Source organism: Morganella morganii (genome assembly GCF_041099235.1).
Taxonomy (GTDB): Bacteria; Pseudomonadota; Gammaproteobacteria; order Enterobacterales; family Enterobacteriaceae; genus Morganella; species Morganella morganii_E.
In genome coordinates, this window is record NZ_JBFZSO010000016.1 from 16,460 (window position 1) to 40,773 (window position 24,314).

The 24,314-nt window shown below is 44.7% G+C and carries 20 protein-coding genes, 1 tRNA gene and 1 pseudogene; 15 read left to right on the forward strand and 7 right to left on the reverse strand.

What is annotated here, in order from left to right; translation table 11 throughout:
- Positions 1-114 precede the first annotated feature (114 nt).
- Positions 115-1,122: a hypothetical protein gene (locus AB7038_RS17465; RefSeq protein ID WP_153642965.1), complete on the reverse strand. Its 1,008-nt coding sequence runs from the start codon at positions 1,120-1,122 to the stop codon at positions 115-117.
- Positions 1,123-1,842: 720 nt separating this feature from the next.
- On the opposite strand from AB7038_RS17465, the gene AB7038_RS17470 reads away from it, so the two are divergent.
- The 9 genes and pseudogenes from AB7038_RS17470 to AB7038_RS17510 all read left to right on the forward strand — a co-directional run bounded on the left by AB7038_RS17470 (position 1,843) and on the right by AB7038_RS17510 (position 11,572).
- Entirely contained in the window at positions 1,843-2,862 is a 1,020-nt protein-coding gene (locus AB7038_RS17470) for a YagK/YfjJ domain-containing protein (protein ID WP_194830256.1), read from the forward strand.
- A gap of 97 nt (positions 2,863-2,959) precedes the next feature.
- Positions 2,960-3,181, forward strand: a complete 222-nt coding sequence (locus AB7038_RS17475) for a helix-turn-helix transcriptional regulator (protein WP_153642967.1) — start codon at positions 2,960-2,962, stop codon at positions 3,179-3,181.
- A 325-nt stretch (positions 3,182-3,506) separates the two neighbouring features.
- A complete protein-coding gene (locus AB7038_RS17480) occupies positions 3,507-4,709 on the forward strand; it encodes a tyrosine-type recombinase/integrase (RefSeq protein WP_153642968.1) in 1,203 nt (400 codons plus the stop codon).
- 239 nt (positions 4,710-4,948) lie between these two features.
- Entirely contained in the window at positions 4,949-5,437 is a 489-nt protein-coding gene (locus tag AB7038_RS17485; protein WP_063926981.1) for an SLATT domain-containing protein, read from the forward strand.
- Positions 5,434-6,525 (forward strand): nucleoid-associated protein, encoded by a 1,092-nt coding sequence (locus tag AB7038_RS17490; protein WP_063926980.1) that lies wholly within the window; start codon positions 5,434-5,436, stop codon positions 6,523-6,525. The genes AB7038_RS17485 and AB7038_RS17490 overlap by 4 nt, the downstream gene beginning before the upstream one ends.
- Before the next feature lie 4 nt (positions 6,526-6,529).
- Entirely contained in the window at positions 6,530-7,519 is a 990-nt protein-coding gene (locus AB7038_RS17495; protein WP_063926979.1) for a GTP pyrophosphokinase, read from the forward strand.
- Positions 7,520-8,315: 796 nt separating this feature from the next.
- Positions 8,316-9,412, forward strand: a protein-coding gene (locus AB7038_RS17500; protein WP_153642970.1) for an IS3 family transposase whose coding sequence is annotated in 2 segments (ribosomal slippage) — positions 8,316-8,568 and positions 8,568-9,412 — 1,098 coding nt in all. Because the reading frame shifts where the segments join, the coding sequence is not laid out codon by codon here.
- Positions 9,413-9,443: 31 nt separating this feature from the next.
- A pseudogene (locus AB7038_RS17505) lies at positions 9,444-9,533 on the forward strand (SEC-C metal-binding domain-containing protein); the annotation flags it as partial.
- Between the two features lie 104 nt (positions 9,534-9,637).
- Positions 9,638-11,572 carry a DUF262 domain-containing protein gene (locus AB7038_RS17510; RefSeq protein WP_153642971.1) on the forward strand — a complete coding sequence of 645 codons (1,935 nt, stop codon included), beginning with the start codon at positions 9,638-9,640 and terminating at the stop codon, positions 11,570-11,572.
- Positions 11,573-12,051: 479 nt separating this feature from the next.
- Here the strand turns inward: AB7038_RS17510 and AB7038_RS17515 are convergent, their stop codons facing one another.
- Together AB7038_RS17515 and AB7038_RS17520 are read right to left on the reverse strand one after the other, a co-directional pair.
- Positions 12,052-13,260 carry a tyrosine-type recombinase/integrase gene (locus AB7038_RS17515; RefSeq protein WP_153642972.1) on the reverse strand — a complete coding sequence of 403 codons (1,209 nt, stop codon included), beginning with the start codon at positions 13,258-13,260 and terminating at the stop codon, positions 12,052-12,054.
- A 209-nt stretch (positions 13,261-13,469) separates the two neighbouring features.
- Positions 13,470-13,564, reverse strand: a tRNA-Sec gene (locus tag AB7038_RS17520).
- A gap of 241 nt (positions 13,565-13,805) precedes the next feature.
- On the opposite strand from AB7038_RS17520, the gene prlC reads away from it, so the two are divergent.
- A complete protein-coding gene (gene prlC, locus AB7038_RS17525) occupies positions 13,806-15,854 on the forward strand; it encodes an oligopeptidase A (RefSeq protein ID WP_369453721.1) in 2,049 nt (682 codons plus the stop codon).
- A 3-nt stretch (positions 15,855-15,857) separates the two neighbouring features.
- Positions 15,858-16,616, forward strand: coding sequence for a 16S rRNA (guanine(1516)-N(2))-methyltransferase RsmJ (rsmJ, locus tag AB7038_RS17530; protein WP_368890178.1), 759 nt, complete (start codon positions 15,858-15,860; stop codon positions 16,614-16,616).
- 127 nt (positions 16,617-16,743) lie between these two features.
- Here the strand turns inward: rsmJ and gdhA are convergent, their stop codons facing one another.
- Both gdhA and uspA read right to left on the reverse strand, forming a co-directional pair.
- Positions 16,744-18,084, reverse strand: a complete 1,341-nt coding sequence (gene gdhA, locus AB7038_RS17535) for an NADP-specific glutamate dehydrogenase (protein WP_369453722.1) — start codon at positions 18,082-18,084, stop codon at positions 16,744-16,746.
- 367 nt (positions 18,085-18,451) lie between these two features.
- Entirely contained in the window at positions 18,452-18,889 is a 438-nt protein-coding gene (gene uspA, locus AB7038_RS17540) for a universal stress protein UspA (RefSeq protein WP_004904570.1), read from the reverse strand.
- Positions 18,890-19,238: 349 nt separating this feature from the next.
- Here uspA and uspB point away from each other — a divergent pair, with 349 nt between their 5' ends.
- Positions 19,239-19,574, forward strand: coding sequence for a universal stress protein UspB (gene uspB / locus AB7038_RS17545; protein ID WP_004904572.1), 336 nt, complete (start codon positions 19,239-19,241; stop codon positions 19,572-19,574).
- Positions 19,575-19,647: 73 nt separating this feature from the next.
- Here the strand turns inward: uspB and pitA are convergent, their stop codons facing one another.
- The gene (gene pitA, locus AB7038_RS17550) at positions 19,648-21,138 is read right to left on the reverse strand and encodes an inorganic phosphate transporter PitA (protein WP_015422357.1); all 1,491 of its coding nucleotides are present in this window, start codon (positions 21,136-21,138) and stop codon (positions 19,648-19,650) included.
- 253 nt (positions 21,139-21,391) lie between these two features.
- Between pitA and AB7038_RS17555 the strand changes: the two genes are divergently transcribed.
- The 3 genes from AB7038_RS17555 (at position 21,392) to AB7038_RS17565 (ending at position 23,777) form a co-directional block, all read left to right on the forward strand.
- The gene (locus tag AB7038_RS17555; RefSeq protein WP_369453723.1) at positions 21,392-22,615 is read left to right on the forward strand and encodes an NAD(P)/FAD-dependent oxidoreductase; all 1,224 of its coding nucleotides are present in this window, start codon (positions 21,392-21,394) and stop codon (positions 22,613-22,615) included.
- A gap of 96 nt (positions 22,616-22,711) precedes the next feature.
- A complete protein-coding gene (locus tag AB7038_RS17560) occupies positions 22,712-23,077 on the forward strand; it encodes a hypothetical protein (protein WP_440590471.1) in 366 nt (121 codons plus the stop codon).
- 121 nt (positions 23,078-23,198) lie between these two features.
- Positions 23,199-23,777 carry a sce7726 family protein gene (locus AB7038_RS17565; RefSeq protein WP_172412286.1) on the forward strand — a complete coding sequence of 193 codons (579 nt, stop codon included), beginning with the start codon at positions 23,199-23,201 and terminating at the stop codon, positions 23,775-23,777.
- Here AB7038_RS17565 and AB7038_RS17570 read toward each other — a convergent pair.
- Positions 23,746-24,219 (reverse strand): beta family protein, encoded by a 474-nt coding sequence (locus AB7038_RS17570; protein WP_369453724.1) that lies wholly within the window; start codon positions 24,217-24,219, stop codon positions 23,746-23,748. The two genes, AB7038_RS17565 and AB7038_RS17570, sit on opposite strands and share 32 nt — an antisense overlap.
- Positions 24,220-24,314 lie beyond the last annotated feature (95 nt).

A 24,314-nucleotide genomic window follows, 5' to 3' on the forward strand; every position in this document is an offset into this window, starting at 1 on the left:
GGGTAAAAAACGGGGAAACGACAGGGTGTGTCGCCGGTCAGTTATCCGAGCCACTGTTTCCCCTGTCATATCAGTTGGTTAATGTGTATCTGAAAAATCACTGATTCCGTAAAATTATTTTTTCGGTGTTCTGTACTCATTCTCAATTAACCGGGTCACCAAATCGGTGATCGTCATTTCATAGGTTTCAGCCAATTCTTCCAGATGTTTTTTTACTTCATCATCCAGACTGCAGCTCAGTGTTTTTTTATTTTTTTGTTTTTTCCGGAAAGAACGCTGCTGCCATGCCTTTTTAAGAGAGTATAAAAAATACTTCTTCCCTCCGGGGTTATCATTCCATGCCCGCAGGGCGGCATAAAAACAAATATATTTATCTCCGGAACTTTCGGGGTTAAAGAACCGGAGAGGCCAGACAGGTATCTTTATATTATCGACAGAGTAGTTACAGATATAATCCCATATCCAGTTACAGGCATCATCATCATCCTTACTCAGCCACTTTATATTTTTTACTGCGGTGAAGGATTTTATCCATTCATCCTTAAGCATATTTATAATATTTTCTTTTTCACCAAACTTCAGGTTCATATGATCAAAGACAGTCTGGGAGTCGCGATACATCTCTTCAGTGTTGACATGATTCTCTTTTATACCAAATTTACTTTTGATGTATTCTATTTGCTGTGATACAGGTAAACCCCTGAATTCTTTATTGCCCGACCAACTATTAACAGTGGGTTTTACCACGTTTGACTGTTGAATTGCCTGAGTATATTTATCGCTTGTTATGGTTAAGGGCTTTATATTATTTAACATTACCCAGCAATATGCAGAGGCAACACTGTCTTCTTTAATCCATTCAAACTTATCAATACTGATAAGGTTATTGTTTACATCATTTAAAACTTTATTGGTAAGGTAATTGTAATTACTGTTCGCCATGCCAATAACTTCATGGATTAAATCCCTTAAACGTGACTTGTCATTTCTGTCACCTGATAAATATTTATTTTCAACCCATTCAAACCCGGGCTCTGTTGACATGAAAAATACAAAAATACCCGTTTTCCTCAGGTCTTTCACTTTCAGCAACTCATCAATCTCATAGCTTTTATCGTTCATAATCCGTCCACTACTACGTAGTCAGTATGTCGTTATTGTAGTTTATTTTGGTCTCTGAAAAAGTGACGTTGTCGTGATAACGTAGATTAAGAATAGTTTTATTGTCTTTTTAATGAGTTGAAAATGAAGTGTTTTTATCATGTAATTTACATGGTTATCTGAAAATACTGGGTCAGGCAGTACTTTTTACAGGAAAAGATGATGTTCACGGTTACTTATTTTTTCCCGTGACTACTTCTGAGAGGAGACTAACTTTCAGGTATCTTGTTCATCGTGAAGCCCGCTGTAAATACTGTCTGTGCATACTGTTTTAATAAACTCAGGTAGCAATCAAAAAGGATTATTTATTATTATATTTATCTTACCCGGAGTTATTGTTATCAGATTAATCATGACATCTATTCTCATATTCATCTTTTTAATTATTGATAACCGCATCTCTTTATCGAATAACCAAACATATCTGATGGCACTCCTGTTACTGATACAGATAATAGTGACATAACCCTGAATTGCTTACCCTTCTTCATAAATAATTTTCATTAATTAATCTCAGTGGGTAAATTCAGTTGTTATCCACATCTGAAGGATCACTCAGAATGGATGTCATTAATCATCTTTTAAATCCATCTGTTATGAACCTTCCGCCTCAGTAAAAAAATAAATGCATCCCTCTGTTGTATGAACAGAAACACCATCATCAACCAGAGGAAATTAATCATGAATGACGATATAACCAGTGAAATACTAGCACTGTCACAAATCTACAATAATGGTACGGAGATTACCGATGACACAACAGATCGTGAGTTATTCCGGCTAATCGCGTCACACACCACTGCATTAATTAAAAGAAAGAGTCAGTCTTTACCTTTCAAAGGGCACTGCTTTGGTGATCAATTACAAATCGAGGCCACTAAAACTGGTCAGTTGTTTTATGAATTAATACAAAACATCCTTTCACTTTCCCGTGTCACCGGTAACCGCCGTAAGTTACATCCGGTTATTCCGCTCATTGTTTCTCTTGCTGATAAATATCATATTCGTTATGTTCCGATGCTGTCGGAATACTATCCTGACTCAGAGGAGGATATTAAACAGTTAAATGACGCCTATTGTGAGTTTATTCAGTCAGTGGACAGCAAGGAGTATAAAAACGCTGTCAGTACCTTTAAGAACAGTGCCCGCAAGAATTACCGGTTCTGTTGCCGCTATATTGAAAACCTGTTTGAACGCCATGCAAAGCTGTTGGTGGTACGGACAGATCTGTCCTACGGAAAACGGGTCTGTCACAGAGTCACGGCCGGGGATTTAACCCGTCACCGGATTGCCCTGTACAAAGCAATACAGCGGTTACCCCTGTTTAAACACTGCGTCGGTTATATCCTGAAACTGGAATACGGTCGTGAGAAAGGCTTTCACTACCACTGCCTGTTTTTCTTCAACGGCCAGCATGTCAGACAGGATATCACGATAGCCAGGCTCATCGGTGAGTTTTGGCAGGAAACCATCACCGAGGGACAGGGGCTCTACTTTAACTGCAACCGCTTTAAATCAGATTACCGTATCTGCGGCATTGGCATGCTGCACCGCAGTGAGAGCCAGCGACGGGAAGGCCTGATGACCGCTGTGAACTATATCTGCAAAACAGACCAGTGGGTGAAACTGCAGGTGCCGGGGATCGACCGGACATTCTGGCGGGGAACCATCAGAAACAAACGGCGTAAAACACGCCGGTAAATCTTTTTTTACAGACAAGGGGAATCTTATAGAAGTGATATCCGCTGCGTCATCGATAGCACTTCTGCCTTAATTAAACAAAGACAGGAGATTCCCCATGAATACCATCAATACCACCACTACCCCTTTCCTGCTTGACGACCCTCTCATGGAGATGAAAGAGATCACGAAATTAACCGGATTAACGGATAAGTGGTTTTACAAGCTGATCCAGAAAGGGCAGTTCCCGAAACCAATTAAGCTGGGAAACCGTTCCCGGTGGCTGACAAGTGAGGTTGACGCCTGGCTGCAGGCCCGTATTGCAGAGTCCCGTGAGTAATCATGAAGCTGAGTCACCTTGCTTCCGGCACTTTGTAATGATCGGCAGAATCGACCGTGAACAACTGTTTTCCATCAGAGACCAGAATTATATAGGCATAATTGGGTGTTGCTTTCATTCGTAATGCGAAGGTCGTAGGTTCGACTCCTATTATTGGCACCATTTCAAACTCTTCCCAAGTCTACCGAATTCAACTAAAAGCCCGTATAATGCGGTTTATGGCCCGTATTTTATCTCCTGTTATCAACTGGACTCAACCGAAATCAAGTCACAGTTGGGGGCATAAGTGGGGGCATTCTGTGTTCGGTCTAGGGAGATGCCCCCAATGAAACTTAATGCGAGACAGGTAGACGCGGCTAAACCCAGAGAGAAAGCCTATAAGTTGGCAGATGGTGCTGGTTTGTATCTTGAGGTTGTTCCCTCTGGTTCCAGATACTGGCGGATGAAGTATCGCTTCAATGGAAAAGAGAAACGTCTGGCTTTTGGTGTCTATCCAGCAGTATCGCTTTCGCAAGCAAGAGCACTGCGTGATGACGCCAAGAAAAAGCTGGCTGAGGGTATCGATCCATCTTTTGCCAAGAAAGAAGAAAAGCTGGTTCGCGATGTGCAACTCAACAACACGTTTCAGTCTGTGGCACTTGAGTGGCACGGTACGAAGGTGAGCAGATGGTCAGAAGGCTATGCCTCCGATATTATCGAAGCCTTCAATAAAGATATTTTCCCCTATATCGGCCAACTGCCGGTGAATGAAGTCAAACCGTTGGTTCTGCTTAATGTGCTGCGTCGAATGGAAAGCCGTGGCGCGACAGAGAAGGCCAAGAAGGTTCGCCAGCGCTGCAGTGAAGTCTTTCGCTACGCCATAGTGACTGGTCGTGCGGAATACAATCCTGCAGCGGATCTAACCAGCGCGATGTCAGGGCATGAATCGAAGCATTATCCCTTCCTTACTGTTGAGGAGTTACCAGACTTCTTTAAAGCCCTATCTGACTATACCGGAAGCCCGCTGGTTGTTCTTGCCGCTCGTCTGTTGATCCTTACGGGAGTTCGCACTGGCGAGCTTCGAGGTGCTTTCTGGAGTGAGTTTGATCTTGAGAAAGCGGTGTGGGAAATACCTGCAGAGCGTATGAAGATGAAACGGCCTCATCTTGTACCCCTCTCTACCCAAGCGCTAGAAATCGTACAGCAGCTCAAAGTAATGTCTGGGCAATATCCGTTGGTGTTCCCTGGGCGCAATGATCCACGTAAAACGATGAGTGAAGCGAGTATTAATCAGGTATTCAAACGGATTGGGTATACGGGGAAGGTTACTGGACATGGTTTTAGGCACACGATGAGTACGATTTTGCATGAGGAAGGGTTCAATACCGCATGGATTGAGACCCAGCTTGCGCATGTTGATAAGAATGCGATTCGTGGGACTTATAACCATGTGTTGTATCTCGAGGGGAGGAGAAAGATGATGCAGTGGTATGGGAACTATTTGCAGCAGTTACATCACAATGCTGGTTTGAAAAGAGAGCATTTCTAATTCTCTGATCTATAGAATTTAATTCTTTTATATTGAGCATATGTTTTGAGATGGTAGCTCGATTTTGCGCAATTTATGATTTATAGTTTTAAAAAATGTGCGATTCAGTTAGCTAGAAATCTCCATGCATTAGTACAAGTGCATGAAGTGCGGTAGCTATGCCGCCATGTACTGGTAGGAGCTCTTACCAGTACATGCGTGGAAATAGTATACATTGGAAAATGTTTCAGGTGGAATAATTGTCAAAAGAAACTTCATTACAATTTTTATTAGAAGAAATAGATAAAAGTGTTGAAATAATAAAAAACAAGACTAAGAGCAATAAAACGAAATTGAAGTTTTTTTTCTTGATTTCTCTTCTTTTCAGCACGGCAACAACATTGATATTAGCTTTTGACTTTGTCGGTCACGAGAAAATACAAAAAAACATCGCGCTTATCTTTAGCGCTGCACTTACATTGGTAAGTGGTTGGACTGCAAGATTTGATTATCAGAAATTATGGTTTAGACAAAAAGCCACCTTGTTATCAATGTATCAACTTAAAAATAAAGTTAATTATTTGAAAATCAGGTCGGATATAAATCAACTTGATGTGGATGAGCTTTTTAATGAATATAAAGCCATCTGGGAAAAAGACAGTCAAGAATGGAATAATATTAACAAAGAGTATATTGAAAGTAAAAATAATCTTTCAGACAATAAAAACAATGGAACTACACCGCAATGAATATTAGCAAGTTGAGTATTGATAAAATTATTATTCATCAAATTCATCAGCGAGATGACGAGGGTTTAAAAGTTGAGCCTACACGAGGTTCGTCTTTTATCACATTTGATGAAGATGCCTTGCAGGGATTTAAATCCCGAGTAATAGATGCTCTTGGTGATGGATCAAAAGCCGTCAAAATGAAAATTATAGAGCACGGTGAAGGATATGTACCTTTCATGGCTACCAATTTATTTGGTAAAGAAGGGGATGAATATATCGATCAAACTTATAATATAGCAAACAAGCTAGCTGATGCCCAAACAAGAAGAGCAATACCCGGAGGCATCGTTGTTATATTCACTGGTGACTATGGAGTAAATAAGCGAAAATTTATCGGTATAATTAAAGCAGACATTTACAGTGCCTATGAAAAAATTGTTGATCCAAAAACAGGTCAAATCTCGTTAAAATTTGTTGAAGAAATACTTCTTACTCCCTCAACAAAACTCTATAAGACAGCAGGTTTTTTCCAATCAAGTAACACTGCTCAAGAAGATGATTTGAACAAATCATGGGATGTCATGATCTCTGATTATCAAATAAGCAAATCTGATGGAAAAGCTGCTGCTCAATATTTTTATCAACATTTCTTAGGTTGCGGCTATCCTGAAACAAGTGCTCGCACAACAAAAAACTTTTATGAGAAGACTAGTGATTTCCTAAATGAACTAGATATAAGCTCAGAAAAAAGAAATGACTTAAAAAACGCCTTGGTTACTTATTTGAAGCATGAGAAATCCGATGTCATTTCAGCAAAAGAGTATGCAGAGAGATTCTTCGATGATGAAGTTAAAGATCTTTATCTTGAGTATGCAAGCGAAAGTGGAATTCCACAGACAGCTTTTACAAGAGATAACGAACATATCGAAAGCAAATTAAAAACAAGAAAGTTAAATTTTAGCAAAAACATTAAAATTACAGCCCCAGCAGAAGTTTTTAAAAATAATATAGTTATTGAGTCTACGGAAGGTGACTTAGATAAGAACGGAGAACCTGCAGAATGGACTACTATTCTTATTAAAGATAAAATTATACTTCAAGAATAAAACTATGAATGAATCAGAGTTTTTGCAACGTTGGAACCAAGAAGAGCCTATGTATAGAGCATGGGGGGACTTTGTCGTTTCCAATATATGTACGGAACTCGTTGATAATAAATGCCGCAATCTTAATAGCTTTTTGAAACAACCAGCGACGCCAAGAGTTAAAGAAAAAGAATCTCTAATTGATAAAGCCTTTCATAGATTAGAAAAATCATATGAAGACCCTTATAAAGAAATCGAAGATAAAGTTGGTGTTAGATTTGTTGTATTGCTTACATCGGATATAGATGATGTATGCGATGTAATAAAAAGAAGTGATAAATGGTTCTATAAGACTTCAAGACATTATGATGAAGAGCGCCTAAATACACCTTTAATTTTTACATATCAATCTGTTCATTTCATCGTAACAGCCAAACAATCATTTGATCATAATGGAGTATTTATTGAGGAAGGAATTCCTTGTGAAATACAGGTGAGAACTCTATTGCAACACGCTTATGCAGAGTTAACGCATGACGCCATTTATAAAGCTAAAACTATCGTTGAGCCTGATATACATAGAACGGTAGCAAGAAGTATGGCATTAATTGAAACAACTGATGATTTTTTTTGTTCAGTTGCTAAAGCCCTGAACAATTCACCTGATGCTTATATAGGAACTCAGAAAACACTCGATCAACTTTATATGACTTTAATAAAGGAAAAACCAAATAATCAAAAATCGGCCATATTAATATTGGATACATTCAAAAAAACCATTGATGCTGACATCATAAGTAGATTATACAAATTTGTTGAAGATACACCTGAGTTAGAATCATTGATTCGTGATGGTAAAAATAAAAGCAGTTTCTATGAACAGAGTGTTACCATTTTCGTTTACTGGTTAATTAAAAGACGTAAGTCTATTTTACAGAAGGAATGGCCGTTAGAATGGAGAATTATACAAAAAATGGCGGCTGACATTGGTGTTTCTCTTGAAAGGCAAATGTAATATTTTTCTAAAACTATAATTAAATCATGAGGTTAAAATTTAATTTTCATTGTGTTATCATTTTTAGTAAGATTTTTTTATCAATTTCATTGAGGTTGATTATTTTTCTTTTAATGTCTATGGTGCTATTTATTTAATGGCTTTCATTTCTTTAATTATATACAGTAAGTATGTTTGATATTTCTAAGTGCCAAGCTTTAAAGATGTTCGAAAATTAGCCAGTGCATAAGACCCTATTATTTATATTTCAAGCTATAATTGCGATTTTTAGTTGGTTACTGGCAGATAAAATATTTTTCTGAAGTGCTTTTATGTGATTCTTTTTGATATTTTACATTTATTCCAAAACTTACATTTTGCCTTATTACAAATCAAACCTCATTTCACTGGCTAGAACTAACTTAGCTATGATAAGCAATTATGTTGCAATAATATCTTTTGGGCTGTTTATCTAGCCATTACCAACCCAACCCATTCTTTACATCCTCTGGCAACTTTCTGACTTCCCTGAGAGTATAATTACTCCTTAGTTTACGTGATATACTGGTTCGTTTTATCTGTGGTTCACGTACCAAGGTTTAAGTTTCCCTCCCCCATATCTTCTTTTTTGAGAAAATAACATATTCCATCATAGTAGCTTACGGTGAAAATAAATTTAGAGTTACTGCTAGATAAGTCCGTTATTATGCACTTCAGGTTGTTTCTAGGTGTCTGTGACAATGCAATGGTAATCCCCCCGAAAAACCAGAGTGTTCATAAGTGGAATTTTCTCGTAACATGAATCGGGGAGATTCATATGAAAAAATCACGTTTTACCGATAGTCAGATCATCGCGATCCTGAAGCAGGCCGAAGCCGGAACACCGGTTCCTGAGTTGTGCCGCGAGCACGGTATGAGCAGCGCGAGTTTTTATAAATGGCGTTCACGGTTCGGCGGGATGGATGCGTCCATGATGGCCCGTCTGAAAGAGCTTGAGGATGAAAACCGGCGACTGAAAAAAATGTATGCCGAAGAACGCCTTAAAGCCGAGATTATTCAGGAAGCCATGCAAAAAAAGTGGTAACCGTGCCGCAGCGCCGTGAGCTGCCTCAGGCTGCTGTGGCGATCAGGGGCATCAGTATCCGGCTTGCGTGTAACGTGTTTTGCATCAGTGAAAGCGGCTACCGTTACCAGCCGGTACTTTGTGATGAAAATCAGCAGATTGCAGATTTACTGACTGAGCTGACAACAAAAAATAATCAGTGGGGATTCGGGTTGTGCTTTTTATTTTTGCGAAATGTAAAAGGCTTCCGCTGGAATCATAAACGTGTGTATCGTATTTATTGTGAGTTAAAACTTAATTTACGGATTAAACCGAAAACCCGGATTATCCGGTTACCACCAGCGCCACTGACGGTTCCTGAAAAAATAAATGAAACCTGGTCGATGGATTTTATGCATGACCAACTGGATGATGGCCGGTCATTCCGGACATTCAATGTTATTGATGATTTTAATCGTGAAGCACTGGCAATAGATGTGGATTTTTCATTACCGGCCGGCCGTGTTATCCGTTCGCTGGAGCAAATTATAGAATGGCGTGGAAAACCGGATTGTATCCGGTGTGACAACGGGCCGGAATATCTGAGCCATCAGCTTCAGGAATGGGCAATAAAGCAGAAAATAACGCTGTTATATATCCAGCCGGGAAAGCCGCAGCAGAATGCGTATATTGAGCGCTTTAACCGGACAATGCGTTATGACTGGCTGAATCAGACTATTTTTAGTCACATCAGCGAAGTGCAGGAGGTCGCGACAAATTGGTTATGGCATTATAATCATGAGCGGCCACATATGGGCCTGGGCGGTATTACGCCAATGCAGAAGCGGGCTCAGTTAACCACATTCTACTGAAAATCTCTGTGGAAAATGGGGGGATTACCCTCCCGTCCGGCGTGAGGCTGGACTGACGGGGCGTAATGACCCATGTCCGTGCGGCAGTGGTAATAAATTTAAAAAATGCTGCCTGCACTGAGTGTGCAGGGCTTGAATTGTCTCTGAAAGAGAACGGCTGTTAGCGGTGATAAAAGGATCAGTAATGACTCCGACCAGTTCCCCAAAGTTTCAGGAATCATAATAATGAAATTACAAAGTCTAAACGATATTTTTGAACGACGAATACTCAGGGTTCCTGATTACCAACGCGGCTATGCTTGGTCTTCAATCCAACTTGATGACTTTTGGGAAGACATCATTCAACTTGATCCAAGACGAGTTCATTATACTGGTGTTGTGACACTAGAACCTGTTGCACAAAAATTATGGCAAAAGTGGGAACAAGACGAATGGATTATAGAGGGCGTTGGATTCAAACCCTTCTACATTGTCGATGGGCAACAGCGCTTAACGACATCAGTGATTTTGATTCAAGCTATTTTGGAGTCAGTAGGCGAAGACGCTCAACTCAACTATCAATCGCTTGAAACCATACGCAGCCGCTATGTATTACACAAAGCAGACGATGGACAGCGACAAAGCTTCATCTTCGGGTACGAAAAGGACAACCCTAGCGATGAGTACCTTAAAACCATCATCTTTGGTGAACACTCACATAGTAACCAGCACCAGGAAACCCTATACACGCAAAACCTCAAAGTGGCTAAATCTTACTTCAAAGGTAAATTATCGACTCTTTCTGAAGACGAAATTGCACTAATTTTTAAGAAGCTCACTCAAAAAATTAAATTTAATCTCTACGAGATTGACGAAGAGATTGATGTGTTCGTCACATTCGAAACGATGAACAACCGTGGTAAGCCTCTGACTAGTCTTGAGCTGCTAAAAAACCGCTTGATCTACCTATCGACTCTTTTCCACAATCACGAAGGGCATGAAGTTTTACGTAGTAAAATTAACAGTGCGTGGAAAACCATGTACGAATATCTCGGCAAGAATCCTGAGCGCCCTCTTGATGAAGACATTTTCTTACGTAACCATTGGACAATGTACTTTAAGTACAGCCGTAACAAAGGCGACGATTACATTAAATACCTTCTAAACGAGAAGTTCACCGCTCGCAATGTTACTCATCCAAAGGATGAAGATGAGCGTGTATCAGTAGAAGAAATCAGTGATTACGTCGAAAGCTTACAAGAATCAATTCGTCATTGGTTCTATATTCACAACCCATACTTCTATCTTCCTAACTATAATGACGATAAGAACAAGTTGCTACTTGATAGATTGCAACGTCTAAGCTTCCGTGCATTCAGACCTCTCCTGCTCGCCGCGTTTGTATCCAGGCAGCCGTTGGAAGAGATTAACGACCTACTTTCAGCAGCGGAGCGCTATAACTTCACCCTATTTTCGCTATGTCATCGTCGTTCTAATACTGGCGATTCTGAGTTTTTTGGTATGGCAAGAGAGTTATTGAAAGGCAATCGAACCATCAATTCAGTCATCGGTACGATCAATGAATGGGCCGATTACTACTACGACCCAGCTCGGTTTTACAGCTACATTGCAGAAAAGTATGAGTTAGGAGAACAAGGTTTCTTTAAATGGGATGGCTTGCGTTACTTCTTGTTTGAATATGACGCTTGGCTAACCAAACGTGGCAAACAAGAAACCATGAAACTTGGTTGGAATGATCTCAAAGCGACAAGCAAAGATAAGATCACCATTGAGCATATATTCCCACAGACCCCTTCTAACCAATATTGGCAGGATCGCTTCGGAAATTTGACCAAAGAGCAAACTACATGGTTAGCTAACTCCCTAGGCAACTTAGTACCATTGAGCCGAGCAAAAAACTCCAGCCTGCAAAACGATGGATTCGATGACAAGAAGAATAATGGTTCAGGCATTGGTTATTACAACGGTTCAGCAGCCGAAAATGAAATTGCTCAGTTAGAGGAATGGCTACCTGAGACTATTCTTTCCCGAGGTCTCGCATTGTTCGAGTTTATGGAGAAACGCTGGAGAATCTCACTGGGTGACGAGCAGTTTAAAGCCAAATTACTTCACTTAGACTTTCTCGCAGAGAGTGAACAACGAGAACAACAGATCGCATAAAACGGGATTGTTCTGCGTACTGCTGACGGTATCCATTACACGCCGGAAACCGGTAAACTGATTTCAGAACCGATTTACCGAACTGTCCGGTAAAACGTATAGCATTGACAGGAAGAGCAGAGCAAGGCATTTTATCCAGAAATTCTGTGGGTAAATCAGTGAATCCTGAGGGAAAACAGACTGTATCCACCGTTCCGCAGCCACCTCACTAACCTGTGCATTATTTAATCAATTCACCCCAGACTTACGTTACTCCGCCTTTCCTTTTGCCTGTCGATTTCTTAACTTTTCCAGCCGCTTCACGGAATCCGCTTCTTCCTCCGGGGGTCACTGTGTAAGTATCCCAACAAAAAGTCCCATTCTCTTTCAGAGATCTTTATCCATACTGCTTAAATACCTTATATATTTTATAATATAAAAAAATAAAGCACAGCACAATAGCCATCTTTACGCCTACGCGTAAAGATGGCTATTTAGTATTACTTAAAATTCATATTAACAACATTATCTAAACTCCCCTCCAACTCATCCATGTAATCTGCATACCACTGCATCATTTCCCTGCGTCCATCCATATACTGAGCATGGTTATATGTGCCACGGATCGCATTCTTATCGATATGTGCGAGCTGGGTTTCAATCCATGCTGAATTGAATCCTTTTTCATGTAATATCGTGCTCATCGTGTGGCGGAAGCCGTGTCCTGTTAGCCTTCCTTTATACCCCAACAACTCAATAACCTGATTTACGCTTTCCTTACTGATCGGCTTTCTATGGTCGTTACGCCCTATAAATACAAGCTCATAATGCCCTGATAGCGGCTTAAGTGAATTAAACAGCTCGATCACCTGTTTAGATAATGGCACTACATGTGGGCGCTTCATTTTCATCACTTCAGCAGGAATTTCCCAAATCCCTTTTTCTAGATCAATATCCTGCCAACGGGCAAAGCGGAGCTCTTGTGTACGTACAGCTGTCAGCAGAATAATTTTAGTCGCTGTTTTAGTAATCACACTTCCTGTATATCCAGCTAAGTCATTCAGGAAATACGGCAGTTCTTCAGCGGTTAAGAATGGGAAGTGCTGTTTCTTTGGTGGGGTTAGAGCAGTAGCTAAATCTGGTGCAGGGTTGTATTCAGCTCTGCCCGTGATGATTGCGTAACGAAAGACCTCTCCGCAGCGCTGACGAACTTTGCGCATCTTCTCTAAGGCTCCGCGCTTCTCCATTCTACGCAGCGTTTCCAGAAGCTCCAGAGGCTTTATTTCTGCTATGGGGCGCTTGCCGATGTATGGAAAAATATCTTTTTCAAAGGTATCGATAATTTCCTCACGATAACGTAGTGACCAACGATCTGCTTTTGATGTATGCCACTCACGGGCTACGGCCTCAAAGGTACTTTCTGAAGATAAATATTTTTCCAGTTTAGCCAGTTGTTTTTCTTCGCTCGGATCTTTGTTTTGTGCCAGTAATTTTTTTGCTTCATCGCGCTGATTTCTGGCTTCAGCTAATGTGACCTGCGGGTACACTCCGATGGAGAGCATTTTCTCTTTACCGGCAAAGCGGTATTTTAATCGCCAGTATTTAGATCCATTACGGTTTACGAGCAGATAAAGGCCGCCACTGTCAGAAAGTTTGTAGGGTTTATCCAGTGGTTTTGCTGCCTTAATTTTTATATCAGTGAGGGCCATAACCAAAACCTCCGAGCGCTCAGTCTATGACAAAGAAAAAAGTGATTTGGGGGTGCCGGTATACCATACCGAAATACACCCCTATTTTACACCCCCGAATTGGGGTTGATGTGGATTGACTTCAGTTGAACTGAGTTGAGTTGGAGTGATGACTTTGTATTGAAATATAAAGGGATAGTTGACTTCAGGAGAGGTGTGTTGAACTTGATTGGCGGAAGATCACAGGAGTCGAACCTGCCCGGGACCGCTGGCGGCCCCAACCGGATTTGAAGTCCGGCCGCCCCACCGGGGACGATGATCTTCCATTTTGAGGTTGCACAGTATACGCTTTCCGGCAGGGATTCAAAAGTTCTCTTGCGCTTTTTCCTTTGAGATACATCAGTATCGTGCGATTTTTTACGAGAATGATTTTTAATCAGCATAATAACACTAAAAATCATTGAACTTGCCTGAGTGTGTCCCCATCTTATAGAGAGTTTCGATTTTCATTTTTCATGTGTATGTGCGCTGCGGCGGACATGCACCAGCAGCCAACAGGATGGTTTATGATGAACCCTTTGCTTACCCCGACCCAGAATCAGTTACCGGCATTTTCTGCCATCAATCCGGAATGTATTGTGCCTGCGGTGAAAGAAACGCTGGATAATTATCGTCAGACGGTAGAGCAGGTGGTGAGTCATTCACCTGATTTTACATGGGAAAATGTGTGTTTTCCGCTGGCTGAAGCCGGGGATAAATTATCCCGGGTCTGGTCGCCGGTCAGTCATCTGAACTCTGTCAAAAACAGCCCTGAACTGCGTGAAGCTTATGAGCAGTGCCTGCCGCTGCTGTCAGAATTCAGCACCTGGATGGGTCAGCACGAAGGGCTGTATAACGCCTATAAATCACTGAAAAACAGCCCTGCGTTTGCGTCACTGTCTCAGGCACAGCGCAAGTCAGTGGAAAATTCCCTGCGTGATTTTGAGTTATCCGGCATTGGTCTGCCACCGGAGAAACAGAAGCGCTATGGCGAGATTTCTGCCCGTCTGTCTGAGCTGGGTTCGCTGTTCGGCAATAATGTGCTGGATGCAACCATGGGCTGGAGCAAGCTTATCACCGATGAAAGCATGCTGGCCGGTCTGCCGGAGAGTGCAGTTGCGGCTGCACAGGCACTGGCGGAGTCCAAAGGTGAAAAGGGCTGGCTGTTTACCCTGGATATGCCGAGCTATCTGCCGGTAATGACTTACGCCGATAACCGCGAGCTGCGCAAAGAGATGAGCGAAGCCTACGGCACCCGCGCTTCCGAGCTGGGGCCGAACGGCGGTAAGTGGGATAACAGCGGTGTGATGGCGGAGATTTTAGCGCTGCGTCATGAGCTGGCACAGTTACTCGGCTTTAAAAATTATGCGGAAAAATCCCTCGCCACCAAAATGGCGGAAAACCCGCAGCAGGTGCTGGATTTCCTGAATGACCTGGCGGAGCGCGCCCATCATCAGGGTGAGCAGGAAGTGGCTCAGCTGGCCGCCTTTGCCAAAGAACATTACGGCGTTGATAAACTCGAGCCTTGGGATATGGCCTATTTTGCAGATAAGCAAAAACAGCATCTGTTCTCTGTCAGTGATGAGCAGCTGCGTCCGTATTTCCCGGAAGAAAAAGCGATCAGCGGGTTGTTTGAAGTGATCCGCCGGATCTACGGGATCACAGCCAAAGAGCGTTTCGGGGTGGAAACCTGGCATCCGGATGTCCGCTTCTTTGATTTATTTGATAAGAACGGTGAATTACGCGGCAGTTTCTATCTGGATCTGTATGCCCGCGAGCACAAACGCGGCGGGGCGTGGATGGATGACTGCATTGGCCGTATGCGTCACAAAGATAATTCCCTGCAAAAACCGGTTGCGTATCTGACCTGTAACTTTAACAAACCGGTCGGCGGCAAACCGGCGCTGTTTACCCATGATGAAGTGCTGACTCTGTTCCATGAGTTCGGACACGGCCTGCATCATATGCTGACACAGATTGATGTGGCGGATGTTTCCGGCATCAACGGTGTGCCGTGGGATGCGGTTGAGCTGCCGAGCCAGTTTATGGAAAACTGGTGCTGGGAGCCTGAGGCACTGGCCTTTATCTCCGGTCATTATGAAACCGGCGAGCCGCTGCCGCAGTCACTGCTCGACAATATGCTGGCGGCGAAGAATTATCAGTCTGCGATGTTTATTCTGCGTCAGCTGGAGTTCGGGCTGTTTGATTTCCGCCTGCATGCGGAATATGACCCGGCAACCGGCGCTCAGGTAATGCCGACACTGCTGTCTGTGAAAGAGAAAGTCTCTGTGGTGCCTGCTGCGCCGTGGAACCGCTTCCCGCATGCATTCAGTCATATCTTTGCCGGTGGTTATGCTGCGGGTTACTACAGCTATCTGTGGGCCGATGTGCTGGCGGCGGATGCATTCTCCCGCTTCAGTGAGGAAGGTATCTTCAACCCGGTCACCGGGCAATCTTTCCTGGATAACATTCTCAGCCGGGGTGGTTCGGAAGAGCCGATGGTCCTGTTTGAGCGCTTCCGCGGCCGTAAGCCGGAACTGGATGCGATGTTAAAAGGCTACGGAATCAACGGGTAATACGTGAAGATTCGTTTACAGTGTGAACAGGGCGCAGACAGCTGCGCCCTTGATGTATTGGCGGCGCGGTGGGGCCTGCAACATGATGATACCGCGCCGATGGCGCTGGTGCTGACGGCGGAAGGGCTGGAACTGCGCAAGTGCGATGAACCGAAACTCGGCGGGATCCGTGTGGATTTTGCCGGGGGGACGATGGCTCACCGCCGTCGTTTCGGCGGCGGACGCGGTGAAGCGGTGGCAAAGGCTGCCGGGATTAAGAAATCCTATCTTCCGTCAGTGGTGGACGCGACAGCCGGTCTCGGGCGTGATGCCTTTGTGCTGGCCTCGCTGGGCTGTCATGTGCGGATGATTGAGCGTCATCCGGTCGTTGCGGCATTGCTGGATGATGGTTTACAGCGGGCTTACCGGGACAGTGAAATCGGGGAATGGATGCAGGAGAGGATGATCCTTATCCATGCGTCCGGGATTGATGCGCTGGCGGACATCACACCACCGCCGGATGTGGTCTATCTCGACCCGATGTATCCGCACCGGCAGAAAAGCGCGCTGGTGAAGAAAGAAATGCGGGTGTTTCAGTCGCTGGTGGGCGCGGATGAGGATGCGGATCTTCTGCTGGCGCCTGCGCTGGCGCTGGCAACCCGTCGTGTGGTGGTGAAACGGCCGGATTATGCGGAGCCGTTAGCCGGACAGAAAGCGGCAGCGGCGATTGAAACCAAAAATCATCGTTTTGATATCTACCCTTGCGTGAAAGCAGAGGGATAACACTGAATAATATCTGAAAAGGGGACAGGGCAGTTCCCGATTCGCGAAGGGGCAACAAGTGAGACTTCCGTAACGCTTGTCATACCCCCTTCGACACTGTGACATTGTTCAGTAACAGTTTAACGACTTACAGCACACCCTGCGCCAGCATGGCATCAGCGACTTTCACAAAGCCGGCGATATTCGCGCCCTGCACATAGTTGGTCTGTTTTTCCTCACTGCCGTACTCAACGCACGCATTGTGGATATCCAGCATGATGTTATGCAGACGTTCATCCACCACATCACGTTTCCAGCCGAGACGGACGGAGTTCTGTGACATTTCCAGGCCGGATGTTGCCACGCCGCCCGCATTCGCTGCTTTGCCCGGTGCAAACAGGACATTTGCGGCCAGGAAGGCATCGGTTGCCGGGATAGTGGTCGGCATGTTTGCGCCTTCCGCCACCGCTTTAACGCCGTTTTTGATCAGTACTTCAGCATCTGCCAGATCCAGCTCGTTCTGAGTGGCGCACGGCAGAGCGATATCCACCGGAACAGCCCACGGCGTCTGATCTTTCAGATACACCAGGCCGAACTCTTTTGCGTACTCTTCCACACGGCCGTAACGGTCTTTGATTTCGGTCAGACGCGCCAGTTTTTCGGCGGTGAAACCGTCTTCGTCAACCACGGTACCGGAGGAGTCAGATGCGGTGATCACTTTCGCACCCAGTGACAGGCATTTTTCGATAGTGTACTGCGCCACGTTACCGGAGCCGGAAACCGCAACACGCATACCGTCGAAGCTCATTCCGTGACGTTCCAGCATGGCCTGAGTGAAGTAAACCAGCCCGTAACCGGTGGCTTCCGGACGGATCAGACTGCCGCCGAAGGAGAGGCCTTTGCCGGTAAACACACAGGCGGTGTTATTGGACAGTTTTTTCATCATCCCCGCCATGTAGCCGACTTCACGGCCGCCGACACCGATATCACCCGCAGGGACATCCGTATCCGCACCCAGATGACGGTACAGCTCGGTCATCAGCGCCTGGCAGAAACGCATTACTTCACCCTGGCTTTTGCCTTTCGGATCAAAATCAGAGCCGCCTTTTCCGCCGCCCATCGGCAGTGTGGTCAGCGCATTTTTCAGTGTCTGCTCAAAGCCGAGGAATTTGAGGATGGAGAGGTTTACGGACGGATGGAAGCGCATACCGCCTTTGAACGGGCCGATAGCAGAACTGAACTGCACACGCCATGCGCGGTTAACCTGCACCTGACCCTGATCGTCAACCCAGGTCACACGGAACTGGATCACACGCTCCGGCTCAACAAAGCGGGCGAGCAGGTTCTGATCGCGGTACTGCGGATTCTTTTCAAGGAACGGCCATAGTGTGGAGAAAACTTCGCGCACGGCCTGGAGGAATTCCGGCTGTGACGGGTCACGGCGCTGAACACTTTCCAGAAACGTTTCCAAAGAGATAAAGTTACTCATGTTGATTTCCTGTCTGTCATGCCCTTCTCATTCATGCAATAGTTATGCAGGGCGCACTCGTTTCCCGGGGCAGGTTCTCCGGAATATTTTCGCGTACGGCATATCTGTGACACGAATGATATCGGGTTACGTTACTTTGTGAGGTATCCCGAACATTTTTGTTTTATTTTTCGAATAATGTGAGATGTGTTTGCATTTACCACTTGAATTTATCTCTTGTTTATATCCTGTTTTCAAGCTGTTTTTTTCATATATAACAAAAAAAATTCATTGACGCCCTTTTTCACCGGCAAGACCGCCGCATTTTCAGCCAAAAAAAATGCCTGCATAAGCAGGCATTTTACATGAATAATTTTTCAGCAGAGGATTATGCGTTATCATCATCCCGCAGCGGAACAATTAACATATCGACATGAACGGTGTTAATCAGCTGACGGGCGGAAGACATCAGTTTGCTCCAGAAATCCTGGTGGTGTCCGCAGACAACCAGGTCCATATCATATTTTCTGATGGCATCGACTAATACCTGGCCGAGATCACCGCTGCCGCTGAGCATTTCCTGAATCTCATAACCAGAGTTTTTCGCCAGGTTTTTCAGTGAATTACTGGTTTCTTCAGTAATGCGCTGCTGCATATCACCCAGGTTAACATCGATAAGTCCGGTGTATAAGTCAGAGTAATTGACATCAACGTGGATCAGAGAAACTTTGGCGTTGTAAGGTTTTGCCATAGAAACTGCTTTGCTTACTAACACTTCACTTTCAGGCGAAAGATCGACTGCGACCAGAATATGTTTATATGCCATAAGAAACTCCTTCCGTTCAAAAGGTTAAGGGGTTGGCAGGGCTTGCGCCGCTATCCTTTATGAATACTATAACTGCTTAATATCATTAAAGAGTGTAATGCTGATCACAACTCAATGCTTTTATCAGGCAGCAGAGAATGTCTGATTTATAAGATATACCAGTCTGCGCACTTCTCACAAGGTTGAGAGTGGCAAAACGGATATTTTCAGAAGATTATCGTGAAAGAATGCGAGAGTTTGTGGAACTTCACAGCATTGTTCATACTGAATACATAAAATACTGTCAGTATGATGTGATAGACACTGATATCACCGGTTCCTTCTCCGCAGATAGTCTAAGGAGTGGATTATGTTCAGTATACTTACACTGTTCTGGGCGTTATGTTTTCTTTGTCTGATTAACATGATCCGGTTTTATTCATCCACCCGGGCATTACTCTCCGTCCTGCGTGACAGCGACCCGCTGCTCTACCACGCTGTCGGCGGCAATAATGCGTTTACTGACCACACCCAGTGGCAGAAGCAGCTGCGCCTTATCCGCTATATCAATCAGCGGGAATATCTCACTCATCATGATCCTGAAGTGATTTTGCGCTGCGAACGTATCCGCCGTCAGTTCACCATGATCAGTGCGATATGCGGGATTGTGATTGCCTCTCTGCTGATGATGATTATCTGGCCGTAACCGGTTACCGGATGCAAAAAAAAGCCTGACACACGTGTCAGGCTTTTCAGTTTCAGAGGATAGCAACCCGCTGTCAGATAATCTGCAGGGAGATCCAGTAGAGCACACCGGACAGGATAATGGACACCGGCAGTGTCAGAATCCAGGCCAGCATGATGTTTTTGATGGTTTTGGTCTGAACACCACCACCGTCAACAATCATCGTACCTGCCACCGCAGAGGAGAGCACCTGGGTGGTGGATACCGGCATCCCGGTATAACTTGCCACACCAATGGAGACAGCCGCGGTGACCTGCGCAGACACGCCCTGGGCGTATGTCATGCCTTTCTTACCGATTTTCTCACCGATAGTCACTGCAACACGTTTCCAGCCGAACATGGTGCCCAGAGAGAGCGCCAGCGCGACAGAAATGATGATCCAGATAGGCGCATACTCAACAGTATTCAGCAGGTCATTGGACAGACGTTTCAGGAAACGCGCATCTTCCGGTTTGGTTTCCGGTAATTTTGCCACTTCTGCAGCGGTATCCGAAATACACATCAGCAGACGACGCATCTGGCTGCGCTGTTCCGGCAATAAATCATCATAGGTATGAATATTACCGAGCAGATCCTGAGCCTGTCTTAATACGATGCCGGTACGGGAGCTGTCACAGTGGAACTGTTCATTGAGAACGGTATTCTCCGTGTTCAGTGCCGGGGTCAGCTCAATGGCGTGTGCCAGTGCATCCTTATGCGTGGTGTAATACTGCTCCAGGTTGACCACGGCATCGCGCGTACGGGCGATTTCGTAATCACTGGAATTCATATTCACCATAAAGCCGGCAGGGGCGACACCAATCAGAACCAGCATAATCAGACCGATACCTTTCTGCCCGTCGTTTGCGCCGTGTGAGAAACTGACGCCGACTGCGGAAAGGATAAGGGCGGTACGCGTCCAGAATGGCGGTTTGCGTTTGCCGTCTTTTTTCTCACGTTCTGCCGGTGTTAAGTGGATACGGCGGCGTTTCTTCGTGCCGCTCCAGTAGCGGCGCAGGAACCAGATCATTAATCCGGCGATCACCAGGCCGACCAGCGGTGACAGAATCAGAGAAAGGAAAATGCTGATCATTTTCGGAATATTCAGCGCATCAACCACGGAACTGTTGGTCACAATTGCGTTGGTCAGGCCGATCCCGATAATGGCGCCGATCAGGGTATGAGAACTTGAGGCCGGGATACCGAAGTACCAGGTGCCCAGGTTCCAGATGATAGCGGCGAGAAGCAGGGAAAAGACCATGGCAAGACCATGGGCCGAACTGACATTCAGCAGTAAGTCCGTGGGCAGAAGATGCACGATCGCATACGCCACGCTCAGACCGCCGAGCAGTACCCCGAGGAAGTTAAACACACCCGCCATGACGACAGCAAGCTGCGCGCGCATTGCACGGGTATAGATAACAGTTGCTACCGCGTTTGCGGTATCATGGAAGCCGTTGATGGCTTCGTAAAACAGCACAAAGATCAGTGCCAGTACTAACAAAAGGCCGGTGTGAAATTCCAGGCCTGTAAATAGATGTAGCATAGACGTTAAGCCAGTTGTTGGACATGAACGCGGCGCATTATCAGCGACAAATGCGTCCCGGGGAAGTGAAATATGGCCTTTTTTTGATTTGATACCTTCATCAAATCAGCTTAAGGAATTATTAATCCTTGTATATCATCGGATTAGGCTCCTTTTCTGAAAAGAATAAATTTTTGGCCTGATTTAATCATCATGACAAATTTAAGACATTTATCGGAATTTCTCCACATTTAAAGACACAGAGAACACTATTTTGGAAAAGTTTGACGCGATTGTAATAGGCGCGGGTGCCGCCGGACTGTTCTGTGCCGCGCAGGCAGGGCAGCGCGGGCTGCGGGTACTGGTGCTGGATAACGGCAAAAAAGCCGGACGGAAAATTCTGATGTCCGGAGGCGGGCGCTGTAATTTTACCAACCTGTATACCGAACCGGCGGCGTATCTGAGCAAAAATCCGCATTTTTGTAAGTCAGCGCTCGCCCGTTATACACAGTGGGACTTTATTGCCCTGGTGCAAAAATATCAGATTGCCTATCACGAGAAAACTCTCGGCCAGCTTTTCTGTGATGATTCTGCACAACAGATAGTTGATCTCCTGCTGGCGGAGTGTGAGCAGGGAAATGTGGTTATCCGCCTGCGCAGTGAAGTGACAGAGGTACAGAAACAGGGGGATGATTTCTGTGTGACCGTAAACGGAAAGGTTGTGAGCGCTCACTCACTTGTGGTGGCCAGCGGCGGATTATCGATGCCGGGCCTGGGTGCAACACCGTTGGGTTACCGCCTCGCGGAGCAGTTCGGCCTGCCGGTATTGCCGACCCGCGCCGCGCTGGTCCCTTTCACGCTGCATAAGCCGCTGCTGGAAGCCTTACAGACACTGTCCGGCGTGGCAGTATCTGCCACAGTCACCGCACAGGGTGGCACCCGCTTCGCGGAAAATATCTTATTTACCCATCGTGGCCTGTCCGGCCCTGCGGTTCTGCAAATCTCCAGCTACTGGCACCCTGGTGAGTATGTGAGCATTAACTTACTTCCGGGCACCGATCTGGCGGAATTTTTCACCGTGCAGCGGGAAAAACATCCGAATCTGAGCCTGCGTAATGCACTGGCAAAGCTGTTACCAAAACGGCTGGTGGAGTGTTTACAGGCAACCGGTGACCTGCCGGATACTGCGCTGAACCAGTTATCCAAAGCCGCACAGCAGGAAATCACCGAAAAATTGCAGAACTGGCAGGTACAGCCGAACGGCACAGAAGGTTACCGGACCGCCGAAGTCACACTCGGCGGCGTGGATACACAGGTGCTCTCCTCCAAAACCATGGAAGCCCGCGATGTGCCGGGCCTTTATTTTATCGGTGAAGTGGTTGATGTCACCGGCTGGCTCGGTGGTTATAACTTCCAGTGGGCGTGGAGTTCAGCCCGGGCGTGTGCGCAGGCACTGCCGTTTTATGTAGAAACAATAAAGTTTGCCCGTAAGCAATAAAGTTAGCCCATAAGGGTGTTTTTAAGCAATAAAGTTTGCCTGTAGTGTGCGTGAGCACTATGCTGAGAATAGGCAAGCTTTATTGGATTATGTGTTATGGGACGTGGACGAAAACTAGAATCGTTGCCCGATTTTGAACGTGCACTAAAGAGTAAATATGGAATTGGTCAAGGTGCAGACTATAAGCCTTGGCTTAGGATTCAGGACGTAAAGTCTAAAGGTATACGCTCAATTATATATGGTCGGAAATCTCAAAGAGATCACCATATGATGTCCTCAATAGAAAGTGAACTCTTTTACTTATCTGAGTTTTCAGACAGTGTCGTTGATATCAGAGAGCAGTTCCCACTTTTTCCTCTAAACCTCACGCAAAAAATCGCAAAAAACCTTGGTGTTGAGCACCCTAAACATCCCATAACGAAAGAACCTATTATCATGACAACAGATCAGATAGCAGATTGAACTTGTAGCGATCAAGTCATTAGATGAGCTATCTGCCCTTGTTTAGACTGAAGTAGCTACTCATTTCATGCCTTCATTTATTGTTGTATTATTAACTGACTCCAAGAAGATAAAACGTACCATGAAACTTAATGATAAAGAAATTAGAGAAGCATTAATAAACTACATCTCAAGGTTAAGCCACAAACCTAGTCGAATAGTGGAGGAACTCCACATCCATAGGGGAAATGCCATAGCGGATGTTGTTGCATTGCATAAAGAGCCCCATTGCTATGAGATTAAGGGTGAGAATGACAATATAAACCGCTTAAAAAGACAGGGATTTTATTATGACCAAGCATTCAGAAAAATCACGTTGGTCACGACCAAAATCAAATTAAAAAAGGCTTTAGAAGAATGCCCTAAATATTGGGGGATTATCGTGGCGGAATGTATTGAAGGGACGGTTAAACTAAAGCCGTATCGAAAAGCTGGAAATTCTTCATTTTATAACAAGGAGATTGCGTTACAAACACTATGGAAAGATGAAATGTTATCCATGATTAGCAAGTGTAATTTGGATATCAGCACCAAATTAAACAAGATGCATCTAGCAAAGGATATAGCGATGAAAACAACAGTTAAAGATGTTCAAGAAACTATATCCCAGACTCTTACCAAGAGATCTCCTAGATTACAGGAGTCTTCATTAGATAAGTAATGTGTAGATTAATTAATGGTTTAGGCACTGTGCTAGGTGTCGCATCACTTCCGATATGATGAGCTTTTTCATGTAGATATTTATCACCGAACGAAAATGCTGGTTTTCTATAGTATGCTTTTCCAGTTAGTATCTGAGACAGGTCTGCATACTGACCGTTCCCTTTGGGGTGTGTATCTAAAGCTGCTCCTCGCATTATAAAAAGACGATATTCATCATAAGGGTAAAATAGCTTGGGTGCAGTCATCCGTCTAATCACCCCACCTTCAAAAGTGACATCTGAGTAATCAGGACTGACACATGCGTAGTCTCCAAAATCGATATCTACCTCTTCCTTTACAATTTTGGCTATCTCAACTTCACGCCTGTTAAGTGTTTTGCTTGTTTCTGTCTCTAGCAGATCTCTTATGGATGCAGGTATAGATGAACCGGTTACGATGATTCTTTCAAATTGATATTTTGTAGTGGTTTAATAAATTTGGCCACCTGAACAGAGGTGATATGCTCACCTCAGAACAACACAGGTGCCTTAATGAA

Excerpts from the sequence above, each read along its gene's own strand:
- AB7038_RS17465 (WP_153642965.1), bottom strand. The coding sequence starts at position 1,122 with ATGAACGATAAAAGCTATGAGATTGATGAGTTGCTGAAAGTGAAAGAC.
- AB7038_RS17470 (WP_194830256.1), top strand. The coding sequence starts at position 1,843 with ATGAATGACGATATAACCAGTGAAATACTAGCACTGTCACAAATCTAC.
- AB7038_RS17475 (WP_153642967.1), top strand. The coding sequence starts at position 2,960 with ATGAATACCATCAATACCACCACTACCCCTTTCCTGCTTGACGACCCT.
- AB7038_RS17480 (WP_153642968.1), top strand. The coding sequence starts at position 3,507 with ATGAAACTTAATGCGAGACAGGTAGACGCGGCTAAACCCAGAGAGAAA.
- AB7038_RS17490 (WP_063926980.1), top strand. The coding sequence starts at position 5,434 with ATGAATATTAGCAAGTTGAGTATTGATAAAATTATTATTCATCAAATT.
- AB7038_RS17495 (WP_063926979.1), top strand. The coding sequence starts at position 6,530 with ATGAATGAATCAGAGTTTTTGCAACGTTGGAACCAAGAAGAGCCTATG.
- AB7038_RS17510 (WP_153642971.1), top strand. The coding sequence starts at position 9,638 with ATGAAATTACAAAGTCTAAACGATATTTTTGAACGACGAATACTCAGG.
- AB7038_RS17515 (WP_153642972.1), bottom strand. The coding sequence starts at position 13,260 with ATGGCCCTCACTGATATAAAAATTAAGGCAGCAAAACCACTGGATAAA.
- prlC (WP_369453721.1), top strand. The coding sequence starts at position 13,806 with ATGATGAACCCTTTGCTTACCCCGACCCAGAATCAGTTACCGGCATTT.
- gdhA (WP_369453722.1), bottom strand. The coding sequence starts at position 18,084 with ATGAGTAACTTTATCTCTTTGGAAACGTTTCTGGAAAGTGTTCAGCGC.
- uspA (WP_004904570.1), bottom strand. The coding sequence starts at position 18,889 with ATGGCATATAAACATATTCTGGTCGCAGTCGATCTTTCGCCTGAAAGT.
- uspB (WP_004904572.1), top strand. The coding sequence starts at position 19,239 with ATGTTCAGTATACTTACACTGTTCTGGGCGTTATGTTTTCTTTGTCTG.
- pitA (WP_015422357.1), bottom strand. The coding sequence starts at position 21,138 with ATGCTACATCTATTTACAGGCCTGGAATTTCACACCGGCCTTTTGTTA.
- AB7038_RS17560 (WP_440590471.1), top strand. The coding sequence starts at position 22,712 with ATGGGACGTGGACGAAAACTAGAATCGTTGCCCGATTTTGAACGTGCA.
- AB7038_RS17565 (WP_172412286.1), top strand. The coding sequence starts at position 23,199 with ATGAAACTTAATGATAAAGAAATTAGAGAAGCATTAATAAACTACATC.